Genomic DNA, 18904 nt, shown 5'->3' with positions numbered 1-18904 from the left:
CCTGAGAGAATGCGAAAGGAAGCGACATTGAGTACGACGTCAACAAATGACAAGACCTTTGTTGGCCTCCTTGCGCATGAGAAACAGCGCAGGAAGAAGTCACTGATTGCAATTGTGTCTGTACTTTTGGTTTTAGGATTGCCGCTCGGCTGGTATGTAATCGCCGCAGACTATAGCTACAAGGCAGTGGCAGGCACATACGCCCTGAAGACGAGCGATACAAGTTCAAATCTAGTCTTGAAGGAAGATCGGACCTTCGAACAGACGCTCGATGAAAACGGTATCCATAAGAGCTCTCAAGGAACCTGGTCACGTATTGGAGAAGACGGCATAGTTTTCTCAAATACATTTCTGAGCACTCCTGGGCAAGAAGCTGAAGCCGATGGAGAAGTATTCGGAGAAGTTGAAAAAGCCTTTGGCATTTTCATCACGATTCACATTCATCACAATCCAAACGGGCCCGTGTATCACAAGCATTTTCTGAGCTAGCACCAGCAACAAATCGGAAACGAGGAAGGTAACTTCCATGAGCAACCTCGAAAAGAACGAAAACACGCACCTTACCAGCCCCATAGCCGGCCCCACCCGCCTCACCGGCGCGGAGATCGTCTGGGCCACACTCGTCGGCGAAGGCACCACCACCGTCTTCGGCTACCCCGGCGGAGCCATCCTGCCCATCTACGACGCCCTGCGCAAGTTCCCCATCCGCCACATCCTCGTTCGCCACGAGCAAGGCGCATCGCACATGGCCGACGGCTACGCACGCGCCAGCGGCAAGACCGGCGTCTGCATGGCCACCAGCGGCCCCGGAGCCACAAATCTCGTCACCGGCATCGCCACCGCAATGCTGGACTCGATTCCCATGGTCGCCATCACCGGCCAGGTCTCCAGCAAAGTCCTCGGCTCAGACGCCTTTCAGGAAGTCGACATCACCGGCATCACCCTGCCCGTCACCAAGCACAACGTCCTCGTCACGCGCACCGAAGACATCGCCGCCGCCATCCGCCTCGCCTTCCAGATCGCGCAATCCGGCCGCCCCGGCCCCGTCCTCGTCGACATCACCAAGGACGCGCAGCAGAACTCCGCCATCTTCGACTTCGCCGCCGCCAAGCCCAGGCCCTACATCACCCATCCCATGCTCTCGGTCGTCAACAACAACCTTACCGAGGCCGCAGAGCTCATCCGATCCGCCAAGCGCCCCGTCATCCTCGCCGGCCACGGCATCCTGCAGTCGAACGCAGGCGAGCAGGTACGCACCCTCGCCGAACGCATGCAGATCCCCGTCGGCGTCACCCTCCTCGGCCTCGGAGCCTTCCCTGCCTCGCACCCGCTCAACCTTGGCATGATGGGCATGCACGGCGAGTCGTGGGTCAACGACGCCATCCAGAACGCCGACCTGCTCATCGCCTGCGGCATGAGGTTCGACGACCGCGTCATCGGGACACCGAGCACGTATTCGCCCAACTCCAAGAAGATCCACATCGACATCGACCCCGCCGAGATCAGCAAGAACATCAAGGCCGACGTAGCCCTCGTTGGCGACCTCCGCCAGGTCCTCGAACAGCTCCTGCCGCTCCTCCCCGGCCGCGACGGTGCCGCGTGGCTCAATACCATCAGCGCCAGCAAAGGCACCGAAGCCGTCCGCGACATCCGCAACCTGCCCGACGACGGGCACCTCTACGCCGCCCATGTCATGCACGACCTCTGGCGCATCACCGAAGGCAAAGCCATCGTCTCCACCGACGTAGGCCAGCACCAGATGTGGGAAGCGCAGTACTACAAGCACGACTATGCGCGCACACTGATCACTTCCGGCGGCCTCGGGACAATGGGTTTTGCTTTACCCTCCGGCATGGGCGCCAAGTTCGCCTGCCCGGACAAGGAAGTCTGGATCATCGCCGGCGACGGCGGCTTCCAGATGACCGCCTGCGAACTCGCCACGATCGTCCAGGAAAAGCTAAACGTCAACATCGCCATCATCAACAACGGCTTCCTCGGCATGGTCCGCCAGTGGCAGGAGTTCTTCTACGACAAGAACTATGAGTCCACCCCGCTCGTCAGCCCCGACTTCGTCAAGCTGGCCGACGCCCACGGCATCCCCGGCCTCGCCATCCGTGACCGAGGCGAACTCGAAGCCGCCGTCCAAACCGCCCGCAGCCACAACGGCCCCTTCCTGCTCAACTTCCTGGTAGAAAAAGAAGACTCCGTCTACCCCATGATCCCAGCAGGCAAAGCCCTGCACGAGATGATCCGCCGCCCCAACAACCCTCTACTCGAAAGTCCCGAAGACGAATAGCCGAGTGCGAGTGTGAAGTGTGAGTGTGCCCGATCACACCACACTCACACTTCACACTCACACTTGAAACACCCGAAAGGCACCCATGCTCCACACCTTCGTAGCCTACGTAGAAGACAAACCCGGCGTCCTCACCCGCGTCGCATCCCTCTTCCGCCGGCTCAACATCAACATCATCTCGCTCACCGTAGGCCACAGCGAACGCCCCGGCATCTCGCGCATGACCATCGTCGCCAACACGCCCGAGCACGCCAACAGCTCCAGCGCCGACCGCATCCGAGCCAGCCTCTATAAACTGGAAGATGTCGTCAGTGTGGACGACATCGGCAAAGCGCCCTCCGTCACCCGCGAACTCGCGCTGATCAAGGTCGCAGCCACAGCAACCTCGCGCTCCCACATCTTCGAGCTCGCAGAAGTCTTCCGCGCCCGCATCGTCGATCTCGCGCCAGACTCGCTCATGATCGAAATCACCGGCGTCGAAAGCAAAATCGAAGGACTCATCCAAGTGCTCAACGAAACCGAAAATCGCGTCCTCGAAGTCTGCCGCAGCGGCAAGATGACCATGCGCCGCGGCAAGCACTCCGGCGGCGTCCTCCGCGCCATGGGCGCAGCAGAAGCCGAGCCCCGCACCGCCGCCCCACTCGAAGTCACCGACTTCGCCGACAATATCTGATCCACCACCAGCAGTAGCTGGCATCAGACAAATCCAGCTAACCTGCTAACTCGCTAATGCCGCAACGCGGCGCTAACTCGCTAAAGGAAAACGAAGAACATCATGGCAAAGACCTACTACGACCAAGACGCAGACATCACCCTGATCCAGGCGAAAAAAGTCGCCATCATCGGCTACGGCTCCCAGGGCCACGCGCACGCCCTCAACCTCAAGGACTCGGGCGTCGAAGTCCGCGTCGGCCTCGCCGAAACCAGCAAGTCCCGCGCCAAGGCCCAGAAGGCCGGCCTCGAAGTCGGCACACCCGCCGAAGTCACCAAGTGGGCTGACGTCATCATGATCCTCACCCCGGACCAGACCCAGGCCAAGCTCTACGCCGAAGAGATCGCCCCCAACATCACCGCCGGCAAGCTGCTCATGTTCGCACACGGCTTCAACATCCGCTACGGCACCATCACCCCGTCCAAGGACATCGACGTAGCCCTCGCCGCACCCAAGGCCCCCGGCCATCGCGTCCGCGAAGTCTTCACCGAAGGCGGCGGCGTACCCGGCCTCATCGCCGTCGAGCAGGATGCCACCGGCAACGCCCACGCACTCGCCCTCAGCTACTCCAAGGCCATCGGCAACACCCGCGCCGGCGTCCACGAAACCACCTTCACCGAAGAAACCGAAACCGATCTCTTCGGCGAACAGGCCGTTCTCTGCGGCGGCGTAGCCTCGCTCATCAAGGCAGGCTTTGAAACACTCACAGAAGCCGGCTACCAGCCCGAAATCGCCTACTTCGAAGTCCTCCACGAGCTCAAGCTCATCGTCGACCTCATCTACCGCGGCGGCCTGGCCTACATGAACTACTCCATCTCGGACACCGCAGAGTGGGGCGGCTACGTAAGCGGCCCGCGCGTCGTCAACGAAGAGAGCAAGAAAGCAATGAAGGCCATCCTGACCGACATCCAGGACGGCACGTTCGCGAAAAGGTTCATCGCCGACCAGCTCTCAGGCCGCAAAGAATTCCAAGCCTTCCGCGACAAGGAAGCAGCAGAGCCCATCGAAATCGTAGGCAAGAAACTCCGCTCAGCAATGCCCTTCCTCGACCCAGTCACAGTAGAAGAAGTAGCCAAAACCCGCTAGTGGTTCCTAACAAAAGATCGGGCCGGCAGTTTGTACCATGCCGGCCCGATTCGCTTTCCTATCAGCTCGATCTATTTCTGCTCAGCATTTCCGTCTATCTTGAATTCCCCAATGTAAGCACTCACCTGTTCGTTCTTCTCTGGAATGTACTTCGCATCGCGCCTTATCCATGCATTCTTACTCCTCGCAATCGGAGCACCCGCAATGAGTTCGTAAGGCTGGCCATCGATCTCAAAACTGATGCGATTTTGCCTGATCTTACCCTTGACCGCGCCTGCAAGAGGCGTCAAGGCAATTTGAAATCTGCCCTCCCCTTGCTTGTACAGCTCGACCCCTCTTCTCCTCTCATCGCCAATCGCGCTCCCACCCTCCATATCCAGCACCACGGCTTTATCCCGAAGTAAGATCGGCGAAATAATCCGCAACTCATCAGCCTTGGGATCCATGTTTGGGACGATTGGCATTGGCGGCATATGATCCATCCACTCTCCCGTCACTTCCATCGGTCCTAATCCCTCAATGTTCACCTGCAGCTTCTGCCCCATTTGGAGCCAGTAATGCTCGACGGGCAGGTTATCAAGATCGCTCATCTGGAGTGGTTTCTCACTTTCGCCTGCAGAACCGCCATTCTGCGTCGTCTTGAATTTCGATTGAACTCCTAACTCAATCCGATCCCCATCCCGGGAGAGAAACTTCATGTTGTAGGTCAACTCGCCAGACCCTACCTTGCCGAGCAGCCCGCAACCGTTTTCTTCCTTATTGAGCATCGAGACCGGACAGAGTGATGCAGTGCCTCCCGGCGGCGTAATACTCAGTAGCACCACCGTTCCCTCGCCATGCGCGCGCGCCCTTGTTGCCACCAGGCTCGACCCCAAAATCACCACCATTGCCAGTAACAACCCAAATGCAAGTCTCGGTATTCTCATCGTCCCCCATCCCTTCTCCCATAATTGGGCTATCTTTCGGTTCGCGTCTCCGTGCCTCTTCTCCCAGTTGCGAACCGTCGCTTCTTCCCACAGTTCCGCACTGGCCATCCGCCTCATCTCAGCGCCAATCTCAACGTAGTCGCGCAATTGCCGCTGGCAGTCGGCACAGGCATCAAGGTGTTCTGCCGCACTCCGCGGGATCCTTTCGCCATCGCAGAGTGCTGACACATACTCTGCCGCTTCTTGGCACCTCATGATTCCTCCCTTTCGACTGATGTGCTGACTCTCTCCCGTGTTCGCGCGCCGGTTCTTTCGCCGGAATACCAGACTTGCCTCAACGCTTCTCGCGCTGCAAACAGTCGAGACCGTACCGTGCCAACCGGTACCTCAAGAATCGTCGCAAGTTCCGCGTAGGAATGGCCCTCAATCTCCCTCAACCACAACAGCGCGCGCTGTTCCTCGGGAAGTCTTCGAAAGACATCCCCCACCATAGAACCGGTTTCCGTCTGACAACTGCTCTCCCCCGCTTCTTCGGCCTGACTACCAGGCCGCTGCTGTCTCCACCACTCCGAGGCCCGCTTTCGACCCATCCCGAAAAGGTACGAGCGAAGCGTTCCCCGTTCTGGCCGGAATCCCCTCGGCTTGTTCCACAGTTGCGCAAAGATATCTTGCACAAGATCCTCCGCCACCTCGGAGCTGCCGACAACATGTCGGAGAAAGGCTTTGAGTCTCGGAGCATTCTCTCGATAAAACCCGTCGAAGACCACCGCGTCGCCGCAGCAGATCCGCGCCCAGCATTCGCTGTCTTCGATCAATTAGCCCCTCCACCTTCTTATTCGGGCGCCAATGGGAAAAGGTTCGCTTGAATCGAAAATATTAAGATATGTCGATGCCCGCAGGAGCGCAGTTCTCTCTATTTCGAGTTGTGTCTCAATCTGAATTGTCTAGCCCCGAACGCTGTTCACCATATCCCACATCATCCGGTCGAGCTTCATCCGAATATCCGGATTCATCCGTCGGGTATTCATGAACGCAGCCCAGTTATACCCAAAATCCGTGCGCACCAGCACAGCCGACGTTCCGGGCAGATCGCCGATATGCCACCAGTTCCCGCGCGCGTTCACTTCCCATCCTTTAGCGTATCCGGGATGCACAGTCGAACCGGTCGTCATCGCCACAATCGTCTCTGGCTTGAGCAGCTTCGGCCCGGGCGAGACACCATCCACATGCGCAAGAAAGCGAACCATATCCGACGGAGTCGAAAGCCATCCCCCGGCAGCATCCATGCGGCCCATATTCATTCCGTAAGGGTCCCCACCCTCCTGGTCGTAGTAGCGAACTTCACCGTCCCCATGCTTCCCACCAGAGTCTCTCGCGATCTTCATATCACTTATGCCGCATGGCTTCAGAATGTTATCGCGGACATAGTCGGCGTAGTGGGTGCCCGTCACTTTTTCAATAACTCGCCCAAGCATGCAGAAGCCGAAGTTCGAGTAAGCAAAGTTCGTCCCGGGCCGGTACACAAGCGGACGCGTCCTCAGCGTCTCCGAAATCATTTCCTTCTGATCGAGATTGGAATTCCGAAACACCGGATCGTTATCGTTCTTACCCCATCCACCGCAAGTGTGCGTCAGCAGATGTTCGACAGTAATCATATCCACGCCTGGGTTGAATGGCGGTCTGCCATAAGTCGTTCCCAGCAACGCCCCCGGTCCGAACACCTTGGCATCCAGCGACAGTTTCTGCTGTTCAATCAGCGAAAAGACAGTGGTCGATGTGATCGGTTTCGAAAGACTGGCAATCCGAAACAAGCTGGATTCACTAACCGGCTCACGCTTCTCCCGATTGGCAAATCCAAACGCCTTGGCGTAACTCAACTCACCCTGTTTCGCAATAGCGATGGACAGCCCCGGAACCGAATACTGCGCCATAAAATCGGTCGCCATTTTAGATAGATTGTCGAATTGCCCTTGCGTCAACTCCGGCGGCTTCTCTGTTTGGCCATAGGCGAATCCCGAGACGGCGAGAGATGCCAACGAACAAGCAACTCGTTGCGAGAAGCATCTCCTCGATAAAACAAAGGGATATGTCATGAAGCATGATCTCGCCCTCAAGCTTCAGTGACAAGAAAATTTATCGACTGTATTCAAGGCAAAAAATCTACTTCGGCTCAGGCGCCGGCGCCACCGGCTTGCCCAGCATCACTTCCAGCAACTGCCCGCTCATCTTGCTCGGCGCAGCCCCATTCACATTGCTCAAAACAACAATCGTGATCTTCTTCTCCGGCACATACAGCAGGTGCGTATTGAACCCCTCAATGCCCCCACCATGCTCCACAACTTTCAATCCATCCTTGTTCGTGACACCCACTCCGAGCCCATAATCCCCTTTACCTGCAGTCGTCATCAGCTTCAGCGAATCCGCATTCAGCACCTTGCCGCCAAACAGCGCCTGCTCCCACTTCAGCAGATCACCGGTCGTCGAGTACATCGACCCCGCAGCCCAGGGCACACTCATCGACTCCGACCGCGCCACAACAATCGCGCCCTTCTCCGGACGATAGCCCTCCGCCCGCTTGGGCAGCACAAGCTCATCATCATCCAGCCCCGTATCCTTCATTCCAACAGGATCAAGAATGCGCTCCCGCAGCATCTCCACATACTTCTTCCCGCTCACCTTCTCAATCACCGCCCCCAGCACCTCAAAGTTCGAATTGCTGTAATCGAACTTGCTCCCGGGCTCAAAATCCAGCGGCTTGTCGCGAAAGAAAGCAAGCTCCTCATCCACCGTCCGCGGATTCGCCGACCAAGCCCCAAACTCCTTGATGTCAGTGAAATTGGGAATCCCTGAAGTATGCCCCAGAAGATTCGCCAGCGTAATCTTCTCCCAAGCCTTCGGAGCATCCGGCAGATACTTCCCCACTGGATCACCAATATTCAACTTGCCATCCTGCTGCAACAGCAGAATCAGAGTAGCCGTAAATTGTTTCGTTAATGAACCCAGCCGGAACTTAACATCGGGCGCATTCGGAATACCCCACTCCAGGCTCGCCATCCCGTACCCCTTGCTCATCACGACCTGGTTATCCCGAACCACCAGCACCGTTCCCATGAAAGCGTCGCCCTTCGTGTAGGACACAGCTACTTCATTCAGTCGATCTGCCTCTGATTTTTTCGTATCCCCAACCAGCCTTTGCGCATCCCATAGGAGACACGACATAGCAGCCATCATGGCACACACTACGAATTGACGCTTCATTCCATCCTCCGTCCCATCCAGAGAAACCAGACTACACGGCCCCCACCATCCCAGATGGAACGCCGGCAGCCAATTTGCCGTAATCAGAACAGCGTTTCGCCTGTCGACACTGGCATTAAGATCCATCCGCTACACTGACTTGTTACCTCGGGAGATCCGGAATGGCCACAAATATCGAACGCTTAAAGCCGGAAGTTCCGTCTCCCATCCCAGTCCTAACGGCCGGGCTTGAGAAAATTGTGCAGTTGCAGGGCTTGTCAGAACAGGAACGCGAATGGCTCGCAAGCCACGGACAAGAGATCCGCGCCAAAGCTGGCGAAGTGATTTTTGAAGAAGGTGAGCCGGCCGACTTCCTCATCCTCATCCTCAAGGGCGAGCTTCACGTCCGCCGCACGCGCAGCGGAGCGCTCTTCATTGGCCGCAGCGGACAAATGACCGGCCTGCTGCCCTTCTCGCGCATGACCACCTCCGCAGGACACGGTTTCGCCGCACAGGACATCTGGGCCATCCTCTATCACAAGGACATGTTTCCGGCCATGCTGGAGGCCATTCCCTCCTTCGCCCAGCGGGTCGTATCTACCCTCCTCGACCGCGTCCGCGAAGTCACCCGCATCGAGCAGCAGAGCGAAAAACTGACCGCCCTCGGCAAACTCGCCGGAAATCTCGCCCACGAACTCAACAACCCCTCCTCTGCGGCCCAGCGCGCCGCCGGAGGCATCCTCACCGAACTGCGATCCGCCAACGAAGGCCGCCATCGCCTGGTGGCGCTTTGTCTCACCATCGATCAGGTCCGGGCAGTCGAAAATTGGGAAAACCAGGTCCGGGCCCGCGCGCTCGAAATGGTACACGGCAGCCAGATCGACGTTTCCGTCCGCGAAGACGCCATCACCCAATGGATCAATCAGCGAGGCTTCCGCGACGCCTGGCAGATTGCTCCCGAACTCGCCGAACTCGGCGTAAGCATCGAAGACCTCGACGCCCTCAGCAGCTTCCTCAACGAGGAAGCCGTCCAGGTCGTCCTCGAACAATTCGCCGCAGCCCAGCGCGCCGAACACTATGCCGTCGCCATGCTCGACTCCACCGGCCGCATCTTTGACCTCATCAGCGCCATCAAGACCTACTCCTACATGGACCGCGCCCCCATCCTCGAGGTCGATGTAGCAGCCGGTCTCGACGCTACCGTGCAGATGCTGCAGTCGCGCATGGGCAGGGTCAACCTTGTGCGAGACTACGATCCAGAACTGCCCACATTGAGCGCATACGGCAGCGAGCTCAATCAGGTGTGGACAGTCCTTATCGAGAACGCCCTCGACGCTCTCGCCCAGGTAGAACGCGCGCCCGAACAAAAAGGCTGTCTCCGCCTCGTCACACGGGTCGAAGCAGACATGATCCTCGTCGAAGTCTGGAACGACGGGCCGGACATCCCTCGCGATTTGCAGGACCGCATCTTCGAACCTTTCTTCACCACCAAGGGCCCCGGACAGGGCCTCGGCCTTGGCCTCGATAACGCCATGCGTATCGTCCGCAAACATCGCGGCCACTTGGGCGTTCGCTCAGAAGACGGAGCCACCTGCTTCCGCGTCCGTCTGCCCATCAATCAACTGCAGGCTTACTAGCCTTCTTACGCTTCGAAGCCTTCAATTTTGGCTCATGATCAGCGCGCCGCCGGGAGGAGCCAGGTCTCCCCGCGGCGCCTAGCATTCCGCGATCGGTGTCGTGCACAGCGCCCTGAATAACAGCGCCTCATTTTCCCGAACCGCCTCATCCGCACGGCTCCGCACCAGCGCCATCTTGATCGTCGCATGCAGTTCGCGATCCAGAAACGGCTTGATCAGATATCCATAGGGATGTGTATCTCCTGCCCGCTTCAACGTCGTGTCCTCGGAATAGGCCGTCAGGTAAATCACCGGAATGTGCAGATAACGCGGAATCCGGTTCGCTGTCTCAATCCCGTCTAACTCCCCCTGGATATGGATATCCATTAGAATCACGTCCGGAAAAACCTCATCGACCATCCTCAGCGCCTGTTCGGAGTTGGTTGCGACCCCGGCCACGGTGTAACCCAGCTTGGTCAGTTCCTGGCGCAGATGCAGCGCCACCACCGCCTCATCCTCCACCACCATCACCCTGGTTCCAGCTGCCTGGACAACAACTGCAGCAGGCTGCGTAAGAGACTGACTGACAGCTTCCATCGTATGCACCTAACCCTTCCATCCCACCCAATAGGGCAATTCCGATCCTTGCATCCGTTCGCTTCGGAAACCGAACCAGCACGGCATCCTTCGCGTCTCTCACTCTTATCGGCAGGAAATGGGTAACTCTTAACTCTCCCTGTAAAAAACTCTCGATTCGCATCACATGAGTCGTAGCGGTTTCCACCACGCTGCCGGGTTTCACAATGCCAGCGGAAACCGCACCACAAAAGTAGCCGGCTGTTTACACTCCAGCGCAACGGTTCCACCCAACTGTCCGGTCAGCAGATACACCAGTTGCACCCCCAGCGTCTCCGAAGTATCGAAGCTGAAATGATCCGGAATTCCCACCCCGTCGTCGCACACCGTCAGCGTCGCATGATTGTTCGAGTCATGCGCAAAATCAATCCAGATCGAACCTCTCCGGCCACCGGGAAAGGCGTGCTTCAAGGCATTTGAAATCAACTCGTTTACGATCAATCCACATGGGATTGCCGCATCGATCGGAAGCCTTACCTCGGCCACATGGATATGAAGCATCACCCGCTCCGGCTCTACGCTGTAGGAGTGAATCAGCGTCGGCGCAAACGAAAGGAGAAAAGCATGGAAATCCACTCGCGCAAAATCCTTCGACTGGTACAGTGTCTGGTGAATCAGCGCCATCGAGCGGATCCGGTTCTGCGTGCTCTGCAGCATCTCGATCACCGAAGCATCCACGATCCGCGCAGACTCTAAACTCAGCAGACTCGAAACCACCTGCAGGCTGTTCTTCACCCTGTGATGAATCTCGCTCAGCAGAATGTCCTTTTCCTGCACACGCCGTTCCAGCTCCAGATTGGTCAGCGCAGCCTTGGTCAGCAGCCGGAAGCGCTCAATCGCGTGCCGCAGCGCCCGCGGCAGGGCTCGCTGTTCAATCTGCCCCTTAACCAGGTAATCCTGCGCGCCCTCCAGCATTGACTCCGCCACCGCCGCATCATCATCCCGGCCGGTGAGCACGATCAGCGGCACCTGAGGCGCCAGCTTCCGCACCCGCCGCACCGTGTCGATCCCGTTTTCATCCGGCAGCCCCAGGTCCAGCAGCACAATGTCCACCCCGCCCTTCGCCAAATGATTCAATGCCAGCCCAAGCCGGGGAAAATGTGTCAGGTGATAGCTGCCGGGCTTTTCGTTCGAGAACATCTCCTGCAGCAGCCGCACATCCCCCGGATTGTCCTCGACCAGCAGAATGTGGAGTGGCCCCGTCATGCCGTCTCTCCCGGAGGCAGCTTCACCACCGAGAGCCAGAAGTTGTCGATACTCCTGACCACCGTCAGAAAGCCCTCCAGATCCACCGGCTTCGAGATATAGCAGTTAGCATGCAGAAGATAACTCCGCTCGATATCTGCATCCGAAGCCGAGGTGGTCAGGATCACCACCGGGATCAGCTTCAGCGTGGAATGGCTCTTGATCTCTGCCAGCACTTCCCTGCCGTCCATGCGCGGCAGGTTCAGATCCAGCAGAATCAGATCCGGCCGCGGACTCTCCGAAAATGGCCCTCGGCGGTGCAGAAACTCCATCGCCTCCACCCCATCCCTGGCCACATGCATCTCCAGATGCACTTTCGCGTCCTTGAAAGCTTCCTGCGTCAGCCGCACGTCGCCCGGATTGTCGTCCACCAGAAGTACCTGAAATGCCGCTCCGTCGATCAACATCGCCTCACCCCACCGGTAGTGAAAAATAGAAAGTCGAACCTTGGCCCACCGTCGACTCGACCCAGATCCGCCCTCCCTGCTGCTGCAATATCCGCTTGCAGATCGCCAGTCCGATCCCCGTGCCCTCATACTCCCCGCGCCCGTGCAAACGCTGGAAGACCTCGAAAACCCGCTCGTAGAACCTCGCCTCAATCCCAATCCCGTTGTCCGCCACGGAAAATATCCATTCCTGATCTGTCCTCCGGGCAGAGATGTGGATCTGCGGCGTCGCATCGCCGCGGTACTTGATCGCATTGCCAATCAGGTTCTGAAAGGTCTGAACGAGCTGCGAGTTCGCCGCAAGCACCATTGGAAGCGGATCGTAGGTCACCAGCGCGTGACTCTCGCCGATCGCGGCATGCAGGTTGTTCAGCGCCTCTCGGAGTGCCTCCTCACTGGGAAACTCATGCTCCGGCGGTGGACCCTTGCCCGCGCGTGAGTACAACAGCAGGTCCTCGATCAGCCGCTTCATCCGCTGCGTTCCATCCACCGCATAGGCGATGAACTCATCCGCATCGCTATCCAGCTTGCCCTTGTACCGGCGCGACAAGAGCTGCACATAGCTGGCCACCATCCGCAGCGGCTCCTGCAGGTCGTGCGAAGCGATATGCGCGAACTGCTCCAGGGCCTCGTTAGAGTGGCGCAGCTCCGTCATTTTCTCCGCCAGTTGCGCCGCCGCCCGCTTGCGCTCGGTGATATCCCGGATCGCCGCCGTTACCGAAGTCCCGTCCGATCCCTCCAGCGGGCTCAGGCTGATCTCCACCGGGAACTCCGTGCCATCCTTCCGAATCGCCAGCAGGTCCAGCCCGGCCCCCATCTCACGCTGCCGCGGAGACTGGAAAAACTGTCCACGGTGCTCACCATGTATCAACCGTAGGTTCTGCGGCACCAGCAGATCGACCGATTGCCCCACCAGTTCGGTCCGCGAGTACCCAAAGAGCCGTTCCGTCTGCAGGTTCGCGATTTCAATCCACCCCTCGCTGTTGACAATCACCATCGCGTCCGGCGCAGACTCCAGCAGATCTCGAAACCGCCGCTCCGCTTTCTTCCGCTCCGTCACATCCCGCACCGCAGCCAGCGCCACCAACCCATCCGGCGTCTCCAACGGCCGCACACTTGCTTCAACCGCGAACTCGCTCCCGTCCCGGTTCAAGCACAAATACTCGCTCGCCACCCCCATCTGCGAACTGGCCGGAGCATCGAAAAACCGAATCCGATTCTGCGCCCGCTCCTCCCGCAGCCGCTCCGGAATCAGCACCTCCACCGGCTTGCCCAGCAGCTCCGTCCGGCTGTACCCGAACATCTCCTCCGCCTTCTGGTTCAGGTACACGACGCGCCCCGGCCTGCCGTACATCACAATCGCATCCGGCGCCGAGTCCAGCAGTGTCTGGTACTTCGCCTCCATCGCCCGCGACTGCGTCAGGTCCCGCGTCATCTTCGAAAACCCGCGCAGCTTCCCGTCCGCGTCGTAGAGCGGCCGCAGCACCATGCTCGCCCAAAACTTGCTCCCGTCCTTCCGGACCCGCCATCCCTCCGTCTCATAGCGGCCCGTCTCGGTCGCCGTCTTGATCGCCTCCTCCGGCCTCTTTCGCGCCCTGTCCTCAATCGTGTAGAACCGCGAAAAGTGCTTCCCCACAATCTCCTCCGCCGTGTACCCCTTGATCCGCTCCGCGCCCACGTTCCACGTCTGCACCAGCCCCTGGGGATCGATCATGTACATCGCATAATCCTGAACGCCCTCCACAAAGCTGCGAAACCGCTCTTCCTTATCCCGCGAAGCCTCCTCTGCCTCCCGCCGCTCTCTCACCTCCTTCTCAAGCTCGGCAATACTCGGCAACTGCTCGATCTGCTTCCGCAGCCGCAGCAGCACCAGGGCCGTGGCCATCGAACACACCGCCGTCGCTGCCTTCACCACGCCTTCCAGCCGATACATCGGATACCAGATCGTCCAGATCCCCAGCAGATGCGTCGTGCCGCAGGCAGCAATGAACAGCACAAACAGGATCGCCAGCCGCCGGAACAGAACTTCCTTCCGCTTCAACACCACTCGCAGCAGTACAAGAGGGATTGCAAAGTAGCTGATCGCAGTGCCCAGATCAGAGAGAACATGCAGCCACAGCACCCCAGGCTCGCCACGCAGGCAATAGAGGTGGGGCATGAAATCAGTCCCAAACAGGGCGCGAAAAAAATCGAGCATTGCGCGGTTGCGGGGCAGGTCAATGACCATCGCGGAAGGAGAAAAACTAAATAAATCTAAGGATCACAACGGGAAAGCAGAAGGCATACGGCGCAGCGTCATCGGTGGGCAACATGAATACCAGAAAAGCGACGAGGCAACCATTCCCTGTTCCCTCGTCCCTGTTCCCTATTTTTCGACCTCAACCCCACGCCAGAACGCCACATGATTCTTGATCTTGCGCGCCGCCGGCTTCGGATCGGGATAATACCAGGCTGCATCCGGATTCTCCTGCCCATCCCCAAACAGCGAATAATATCGAGCCTGCCCCTTCCATGGGCAGGTCGAAGTCGTCGAGCTGGGCCGGAAGTACTCCCGCTTCAGCGCAGACTCCGGAAAATACACATTGCCTTCCACCGTTTCGTACGTGTCGCTCTCTGCGATCACAATGCCGTTCCAGACTGCCTTGGCCATAGTAAATTGAACGTCCGTTCGTCGTTTTTGATTCCTGAACATAGCACAAGAGAGAGGCTTCGCGCCTCTCTCTTGCATCCTCGCGTCATTCCGATAGCCGGATCCAGGCAGTCAACCCGCCCGTCAAGTAAGCGAGCAACTACTCGCCGATAACGGAAACCGCAGTCACGTGAACGCTCTTCGCACCCGCATCCGCCGTCGCCGTGATCGTTACGTGCTTCCCGTAAGCAGACTTCACTGCATCCGGATTGTCGATCGTCCAGACTTCCTTCTTCGCCTCATCCACAAACACCGGCTTCTCGCCGCCCTCCAGGCACTTCTTGGCGCAAGCCGCACCGGTTCCAGCGTGCTTGGAGCCACACATGGCATCAGAAATGTAACCGTTGATCTTGGTCGTCGAATCAGCAGCATAGGCCGCCACCGCGGCCAGAAAGATTAGTGAGAGAGAAACTGCAGCGAAACGCTTCATGAAAGCCTCCTGAGAATTCCAGCGATTGAATTTTCGTACACACCTAGCAACAGTGAGAATGCGCCAAAGTAACCCGGCTTGGCAAGCCTCTTCTATCTGGCCTTCTGCCGTTCTTGATCCGGTCAACATCCGCCGTAGCGCAGAGGGTCGTCAGCCTTACCGAGCATTCCGCGTTGCGCGCGCCACTTCTACGTTTTTCTTCGTCACTTCATACCGCGACGCAGCGGCAGGATTGCTCTCGACCAGCCGCAGTGTCTTCGAAAAATAAGTCGGAACCTTGGCATGAATCTCCGGAAGAATCGGCGCCAGCTTGGCCAGAATATAGAGCGGTTCAGGATTGCAATCAACGAACAAATCCGCCGAAAGCGCGCCATGCAACACCAGCGAGGCCGCCATCTCCCAGTACGTCACCACCTGCCGCAACCACGCATTCCGCTGCGAACCGGAGTCGTACATCACCTCAAAAAACTCATCCGCCGAGCCCGGCCAGAACTCGCCCGTCAGCCACGCTCGCGCCTGGCGCATCACCGTCTCGGTGCGCAACTCGTACAGCTTCAGAATAATTTCGGCATCGGCGCTCGTTGCAATTCCCTGGGACACGTCTTACCCCCGGACCCAATCCTAACCGATCCCAGCCCACCGCGCCGGAATGCTGTTGCCTATGCTTCTCTTGTTTGTCATTCCCGAAGGGAATCTGCTGTTGCCTTTCCGCGCAGATTCCCCAAGCCCAACCTACGAGACCGGCTCCAGTTCCTCTTCCTGCTCCTTCACCGGACCATGCGTCTCCACCTTGGGCGGCGGCGGAGCATCCCCGATCCGCTTCTCATACTCGCAAGGCTCCGTCACCGTAGGCATCACCATCGCCTTCGAAACCGCCTTTACCGCAGCCTTCTTCGAAGCAGTCTTCTTAGCCGCCTTCTTCGCCGTAGTCTTCGCTGGCTCAACCTCTTCCACAGCAGGCTTCGAATTCGGGCAGAAAAGGAACACGCCAGACTTCAGCGTCTTCTCCAGAAGATAAGGGCTCTTGCACTTCGGACACTTCTTCGCCACCGGCTTGTAGTTCGACGTGAAGTCGCACTTCGGATAATTCGTGCAGCCCCAAAAGATATTCCCGCGCCGCGCCTTCCGCTCGGCCAGGTCGCCCTCGCCGCACTTCGGGCACTTCATACCTTCAACCAGGTTCTGCTTCACGTACTTGCACTTCGGATATCCCGAGCACGAAACAAACTCGCCATACGAACCATTCCGCAGCACCAGCTCCTTGCCGCACACCGGGCAATCCTCACCCGTCGGCTGCGGAGCATTCAGCTTCTGCTGCGCCTTCTGGCTCAGCTTGCGGATCGTCTTGCACGGCGGATCCTCATTGAACCCAGGGCAGCTCATGAACGGCCCGAACAGCCCGCGCCGCAGCACCATCACCCGGCCGCAATTATCGCAGTACTCTTCGCTCTGCTCCGCCTCCAGGCCCTCCGGAGTATTCAAATCCGGTTTGCCGGCCGTGTTTTCCTTGGTAAACGTGCAGCTGTTCTTATCCTTCTTGTTGTAAGCGCTGCAGGCAAAGAACGTGCCGAACTTGCCCCACTTCAGCAGCAGCGGAGACCCGCAAAGCTCGCACTTCTCCTCCGTCTTGATCTCCATCGCCTTGATCGATTCCATCTCGTGCTCGGCGACCTTCAACTCTTCTTCAAAGTGGCCATAGAACCCCTTCAGCAGGTCCGTCCACTTTTCCTTACCCTCTTCAACCTCGTCCAGCTCTTTCTCGAGCTTGGCCGTGTAAGCCGTGTCGAAGATGTAAGGGAAATTCTTCACCAGCAGGTCGCAAACCACCACACCGATCTCGGTCGGATAGAACGGTCCTCGCGTCCCGCCCGGCTTCACCACATACTCGCGATCCTGAATGGTGTTGATGATCGAAGCATACGTCGAAGGCCGTCCCACGCCGCGCTCTTCCAGCACCTTCACCAGCGAAGCCTCGTTATACCGCGGCGGAGGCTGCGTGAAGCTCTGCTTGCTCGTCAGCCCTTCATTCTCCAGCGCCTTCACGCCGTCCAGATTGGGCAGCCGCTGCGCCGAGTCTTCCTCATCATCCTTCTTCTCTTCCGCCACCTCATACACCTTCAGGAAGCCGTCAAATCGCAGCACCGACCCACTCACGCGGAAGTCATACGTCTTCTTTGTCGTAGGCGACAGCGCCTCAATCTTCGCCGTCGTTACGTCATACACAGCGGGCATCATCTGCGAAGCCACAAAGCGCTGCCAGATCAGCTTGTACAGCTTCACCTGCTCATCGCTCAGATACCGCGCAATCGAGTCCGGAGTCCGGTTCACATCCGTCGGGCGAATCGCCTCATGCGCATCCTGCGCTGAAGACTTGCCCGCATACACATTCGCCGTCGAAGGCAGATACTTCTCACCCAGTGTCTTGCCAATCCACTCCCGCGCCCCGGCAATCGCATCCGGCGAAACACGCGGCGAATCGGTACGCATATAGGTGATCAGACCCACTAGCCCCTCAGCGCCAACCTCCACGCCTTCATACAACCGCTGCGCCACACCCATCGTGCGCCGCACGTTAAACCCCAACTTGCTTGAAGCATCCCGCTGCAACTGGCTCGTGATAAACGGCGCCAGGGGCTTCTTCTTCTGCTCGCGATACTGCACAGAAGCCAGCGTCCAAGTCGCCTTGTCCAGCGCCTTGATCACCGCGTCGGTCGTCTTCTGATCCGGCAACGCGCTGCCAATAAACTGCGCCTTGCCTTCCTTATCCACACCATTCGGAACCCGTGCCGGCTCACCTTCAATGCCCACAAACCGCGCCGTAAACGACTTCGTAGCCTGCTTTTCCGGATGCAGTTGCGCATCCAGCGTCCAGTACTCAACCGGCTTGAAAGCAGCAATCTCCCGCTCGCGCTCCACAATCAGGCGCACAGCAACCGTCTGCACACGCCCCGCCGAAAGCCCGCGCCGGACCTTATCCCAGAGCAGCGGTGAAACCTGGTAACCCACCAGCCGGTCCAGCACGCGCCGCGTCTGCTGCGCATCCACCAGGTCCTGGTCGATATCCCGCGCGTGTTTGAAAGCTTCCTGTACAGCCTTCTTCGTGATCTCGTTAAACGTGACCCGCTGGATCTTCTTCCGCTGCACCGCGTTCACGCCAAGCTGGATCGCCAGATGCGCGGCAATTGCCTCACCTTCGCGGTCAGGATCGGGTGCCAGAAAGATATGGTCCGCCTTCAACGCCGCCTTCTTCAGTTGCTCGACGAGCTTTTCCTTGCCCGGAGACACAATCAACGTCGGCTCAAACGTGCGCTTCTTCAACTCCACGCCAATGTCGTTCTTGGGCAGGTCCATGATGTGTCCAATGGACGCCTGCACTTCGTACGCGCTGCCTAAATATTTCCCGATCGTCTTCGCCTTCGCGGGAGATTCGACGATCACCAGTGATTTGCTCATTGCCATCCTTATAACAGGTACGCCCTCGCGCACCTACCCTGCCGCGTTCAAGTCTCTTGAACCCATACGGCGTAAAACAGTTGTGAATCTGAAAATAGCGCTGCAATTCAATAGCGTAAAGGAACTGAATCC

At 58.4% G+C, this 18904-nt stretch carries 17 protein-coding genes; 5 read left to right on the top strand and 12 right to left on the bottom strand.

Annotated elements, in window-relative coordinates; all coding sequences use genetic code 11:
- Positions 1–27 precede the first annotated feature (27 nt).
- From AC5S27_RS07245 to ilvC, 4 genes are all read left to right on the top strand, one after another.
- On the top strand, positions 28–489 hold the full coding sequence (locus AC5S27_RS07245) for a hypothetical protein (protein ID WP_493933894.1): 462 nt from the start codon (positions 28–30) through the stop codon (positions 487–489).
- Between the two features lie 37 nt (positions 490–526).
- On the top strand, positions 527–2296 hold the full coding sequence (ilvB, locus tag AC5S27_RS07240) for a biosynthetic-type acetolactate synthase large subunit (RefSeq protein ID WP_493933893.1): 1770 nt from the start codon (positions 527–529) through the stop codon (positions 2294–2296).
- Positions 2297–2381: 85 nt separating this feature from the next.
- Entirely contained in the window at positions 2382–2969 is a 588-nt protein-coding gene (gene ilvN / locus AC5S27_RS07235; protein WP_493933892.1) for an acetolactate synthase small subunit, read from the top strand.
- A 102-nt stretch (positions 2970–3071) separates the two neighbouring features.
- Complete coding sequence (gene ilvC / locus AC5S27_RS07230) at positions 3072–4094, top strand: ketol-acid reductoisomerase (RefSeq protein WP_493933891.1); 1023 nt, start codon at positions 3072–3074, stop codon at positions 4092–4094.
- A 71-nt stretch (positions 4095–4165) separates the two neighbouring features.
- Here ilvC and AC5S27_RS07225 read toward each other — a convergent pair whose 3' ends face one another.
- From AC5S27_RS07225 to AC5S27_RS07210, 4 genes are all read right to left on the bottom strand, one after another.
- A complete protein-coding gene (locus AC5S27_RS07225) occupies positions 4166–5128 on the bottom strand; it encodes a hypothetical protein (RefSeq protein ID WP_493933890.1) in 963 nt (320 codons plus the stop codon).
- Positions 5129–5271: 143 nt separating this feature from the next.
- Complete coding sequence (locus AC5S27_RS07220) at positions 5272–5787, bottom strand: RNA polymerase sigma factor (RefSeq protein WP_493937281.1); 516 nt, start codon at positions 5785–5787, stop codon at positions 5272–5274.
- Between the two features lie 177 nt (positions 5788–5964).
- Positions 5965–7056 (bottom strand): serine hydrolase domain-containing protein, encoded by a 1092-nt coding sequence (locus AC5S27_RS07215; protein WP_493933889.1) that lies wholly within the window; start codon positions 7054–7056, stop codon positions 5965–5967.
- A gap of 124 nt (positions 7057–7180) precedes the next feature.
- Entirely contained in the window at positions 7181–8278 is a 1098-nt protein-coding gene (locus AC5S27_RS07210) for a serine hydrolase domain-containing protein (RefSeq protein ID WP_493933888.1), read from the bottom strand.
- Positions 8279–8439: 161 nt separating this feature from the next.
- Here AC5S27_RS07210 and AC5S27_RS07205 point away from each other — a divergent pair, with 161 nt between their 5' ends.
- Entirely contained in the window at positions 8440–9894 is a 1455-nt protein-coding gene (locus AC5S27_RS07205; RefSeq protein WP_493933887.1) for a sensor histidine kinase, read from the top strand.
- A 78-nt stretch (positions 9895–9972) separates the two neighbouring features.
- Here the strand turns inward: AC5S27_RS07205 and AC5S27_RS07200 are convergent, their stop codons facing one another.
- The 8 genes from AC5S27_RS07200 to topA form a co-directional block, all read right to left on the bottom strand.
- A complete protein-coding gene (locus AC5S27_RS07200; protein WP_493937280.1) occupies positions 9973–10470 on the bottom strand; it encodes a response regulator in 498 nt (165 codons plus the stop codon).
- A 201-nt stretch (positions 10471–10671) separates the two neighbouring features.
- The gene (locus AC5S27_RS07195) at positions 10672–11715 is read right to left on the bottom strand and encodes a histidine kinase dimerization/phosphoacceptor domain -containing protein (protein WP_493933886.1); all 1044 of its coding nucleotides are present in this window, start codon (positions 11713–11715) and stop codon (positions 10672–10674) included.
- A complete protein-coding gene (locus AC5S27_RS07190) occupies positions 11712–12161 on the bottom strand; it encodes a response regulator (RefSeq protein WP_493933885.1) in 450 nt (149 codons plus the stop codon). Before AC5S27_RS07190 ends, AC5S27_RS07195 begins: the two co-directional genes overlap by 4 nt.
- Before the next feature lie 4 nt (positions 12162–12165).
- Complete coding sequence (locus AC5S27_RS07185) at positions 12166–14358, bottom strand: PAS domain-containing sensor histidine kinase (protein WP_493933884.1); 2193 nt, start codon at positions 14356–14358, stop codon at positions 12166–12168.
- A gap of 207 nt (positions 14359–14565) precedes the next feature.
- Positions 14566–14850: a DUF427 domain-containing protein gene (locus AC5S27_RS07180; RefSeq protein WP_493933883.1), complete on the bottom strand. Its 285-nt coding sequence runs from the start codon at positions 14848–14850 to the stop codon at positions 14566–14568.
- Positions 14851–14989: 139 nt separating this feature from the next.
- Positions 14990–15319, bottom strand: coding sequence for a hypothetical protein (locus tag AC5S27_RS07175; protein WP_493933882.1), 330 nt, complete (start codon positions 15317–15319; stop codon positions 14990–14992).
- A 156-nt stretch (positions 15320–15475) separates the two neighbouring features.
- Positions 15476–15919, bottom strand: coding sequence for a DUF4760 domain-containing protein (locus AC5S27_RS07170; protein WP_493933881.1), 444 nt, complete (start codon positions 15917–15919; stop codon positions 15476–15478).
- Between the two features lie 132 nt (positions 15920–16051).
- Positions 16052–18772: a type I DNA topoisomerase gene (topA, locus tag AC5S27_RS07165; RefSeq protein WP_493933880.1), complete on the bottom strand. Its 2721-nt coding sequence runs from the start codon at positions 18770–18772 to the stop codon at positions 16052–16054.
- Positions 18773–18904: the final 132 nt, after the last annotated feature.

This window comes from Acidicapsa borealis (genome assembly GCF_059115245.1).
Note: the sequence above shows the minus strand (reverse complement) of the source record. Positions and strands in the feature narration are given on the sequence as shown.

Excerpts from the sequence above, each read along its gene's own strand:
- ilvC (WP_493933891.1), top strand. The coding sequence starts at position 3,072 with ATGGCAAAGACCTACTACGACCAAGACGCAGACATCACCCTGATCCAG.
- ilvN (WP_493933892.1), top strand. The coding sequence starts at position 2,382 with ATGCTCCACACCTTCGTAGCCTACGTAGAAGACAAACCCGGCGTCCTC.
- AC5S27_RS07175 (WP_493933882.1), bottom strand. The coding sequence starts at position 15,319 with ATGAAGCGTTTCGCTGCAGTTTCTCTCTCACTAATCTTTCTGGCCGCG.
- AC5S27_RS07185 (WP_493933884.1), bottom strand. The coding sequence starts at position 14,358 with ATGCCCCACCTCTATTGCCTGCGTGGCGAGCCTGGGGTGCTGTGGCTG.
- AC5S27_RS07195 (WP_493933886.1), bottom strand. The coding sequence starts at position 11,715 with ATGACGGGGCCACTCCACATTCTGCTGGTCGAGGACAATCCGGGGGAT.
- AC5S27_RS07180 (WP_493933883.1), bottom strand. The coding sequence starts at position 14,850 with ATGGCCAAGGCAGTCTGGAACGGCATTGTGATCGCAGAGAGCGACACG.
- AC5S27_RS07210 (WP_493933888.1), bottom strand. The coding sequence starts at position 8,278 with ATGAAGCGTCAATTCGTAGTGTGTGCCATGATGGCTGCTATGTCGTGT.
- AC5S27_RS07205 (WP_493933887.1), top strand. The coding sequence starts at position 8,440 with ATGGCCACAAATATCGAACGCTTAAAGCCGGAAGTTCCGTCTCCCATC.
- AC5S27_RS07190 (WP_493933885.1), bottom strand. The coding sequence starts at position 12,161 with ATGTTGATCGACGGAGCGGCATTTCAGGTACTTCTGGTGGACGACAAT.
- ilvB (WP_493933893.1), top strand. The coding sequence starts at position 527 with ATGAGCAACCTCGAAAAGAACGAAAACACGCACCTTACCAGCCCCATA.
- AC5S27_RS07200 (WP_493937280.1), bottom strand. The coding sequence starts at position 10,470 with ATGGAAGCTGTCAGTCAGTCTCTTACGCAGCCTGCTGCAGTTGTTGTC.
- AC5S27_RS07225 (WP_493933890.1), bottom strand. The coding sequence starts at position 5,128 with ATGGCCAGTGCGGAACTGTGGGAAGAAGCGACGGTTCGCAACTGGGAG.
- topA (WP_493933880.1), bottom strand. The coding sequence starts at position 18,772 with ATGAGCAAATCACTGGTGATCGTCGAATCTCCCGCGAAGGCGAAGACG.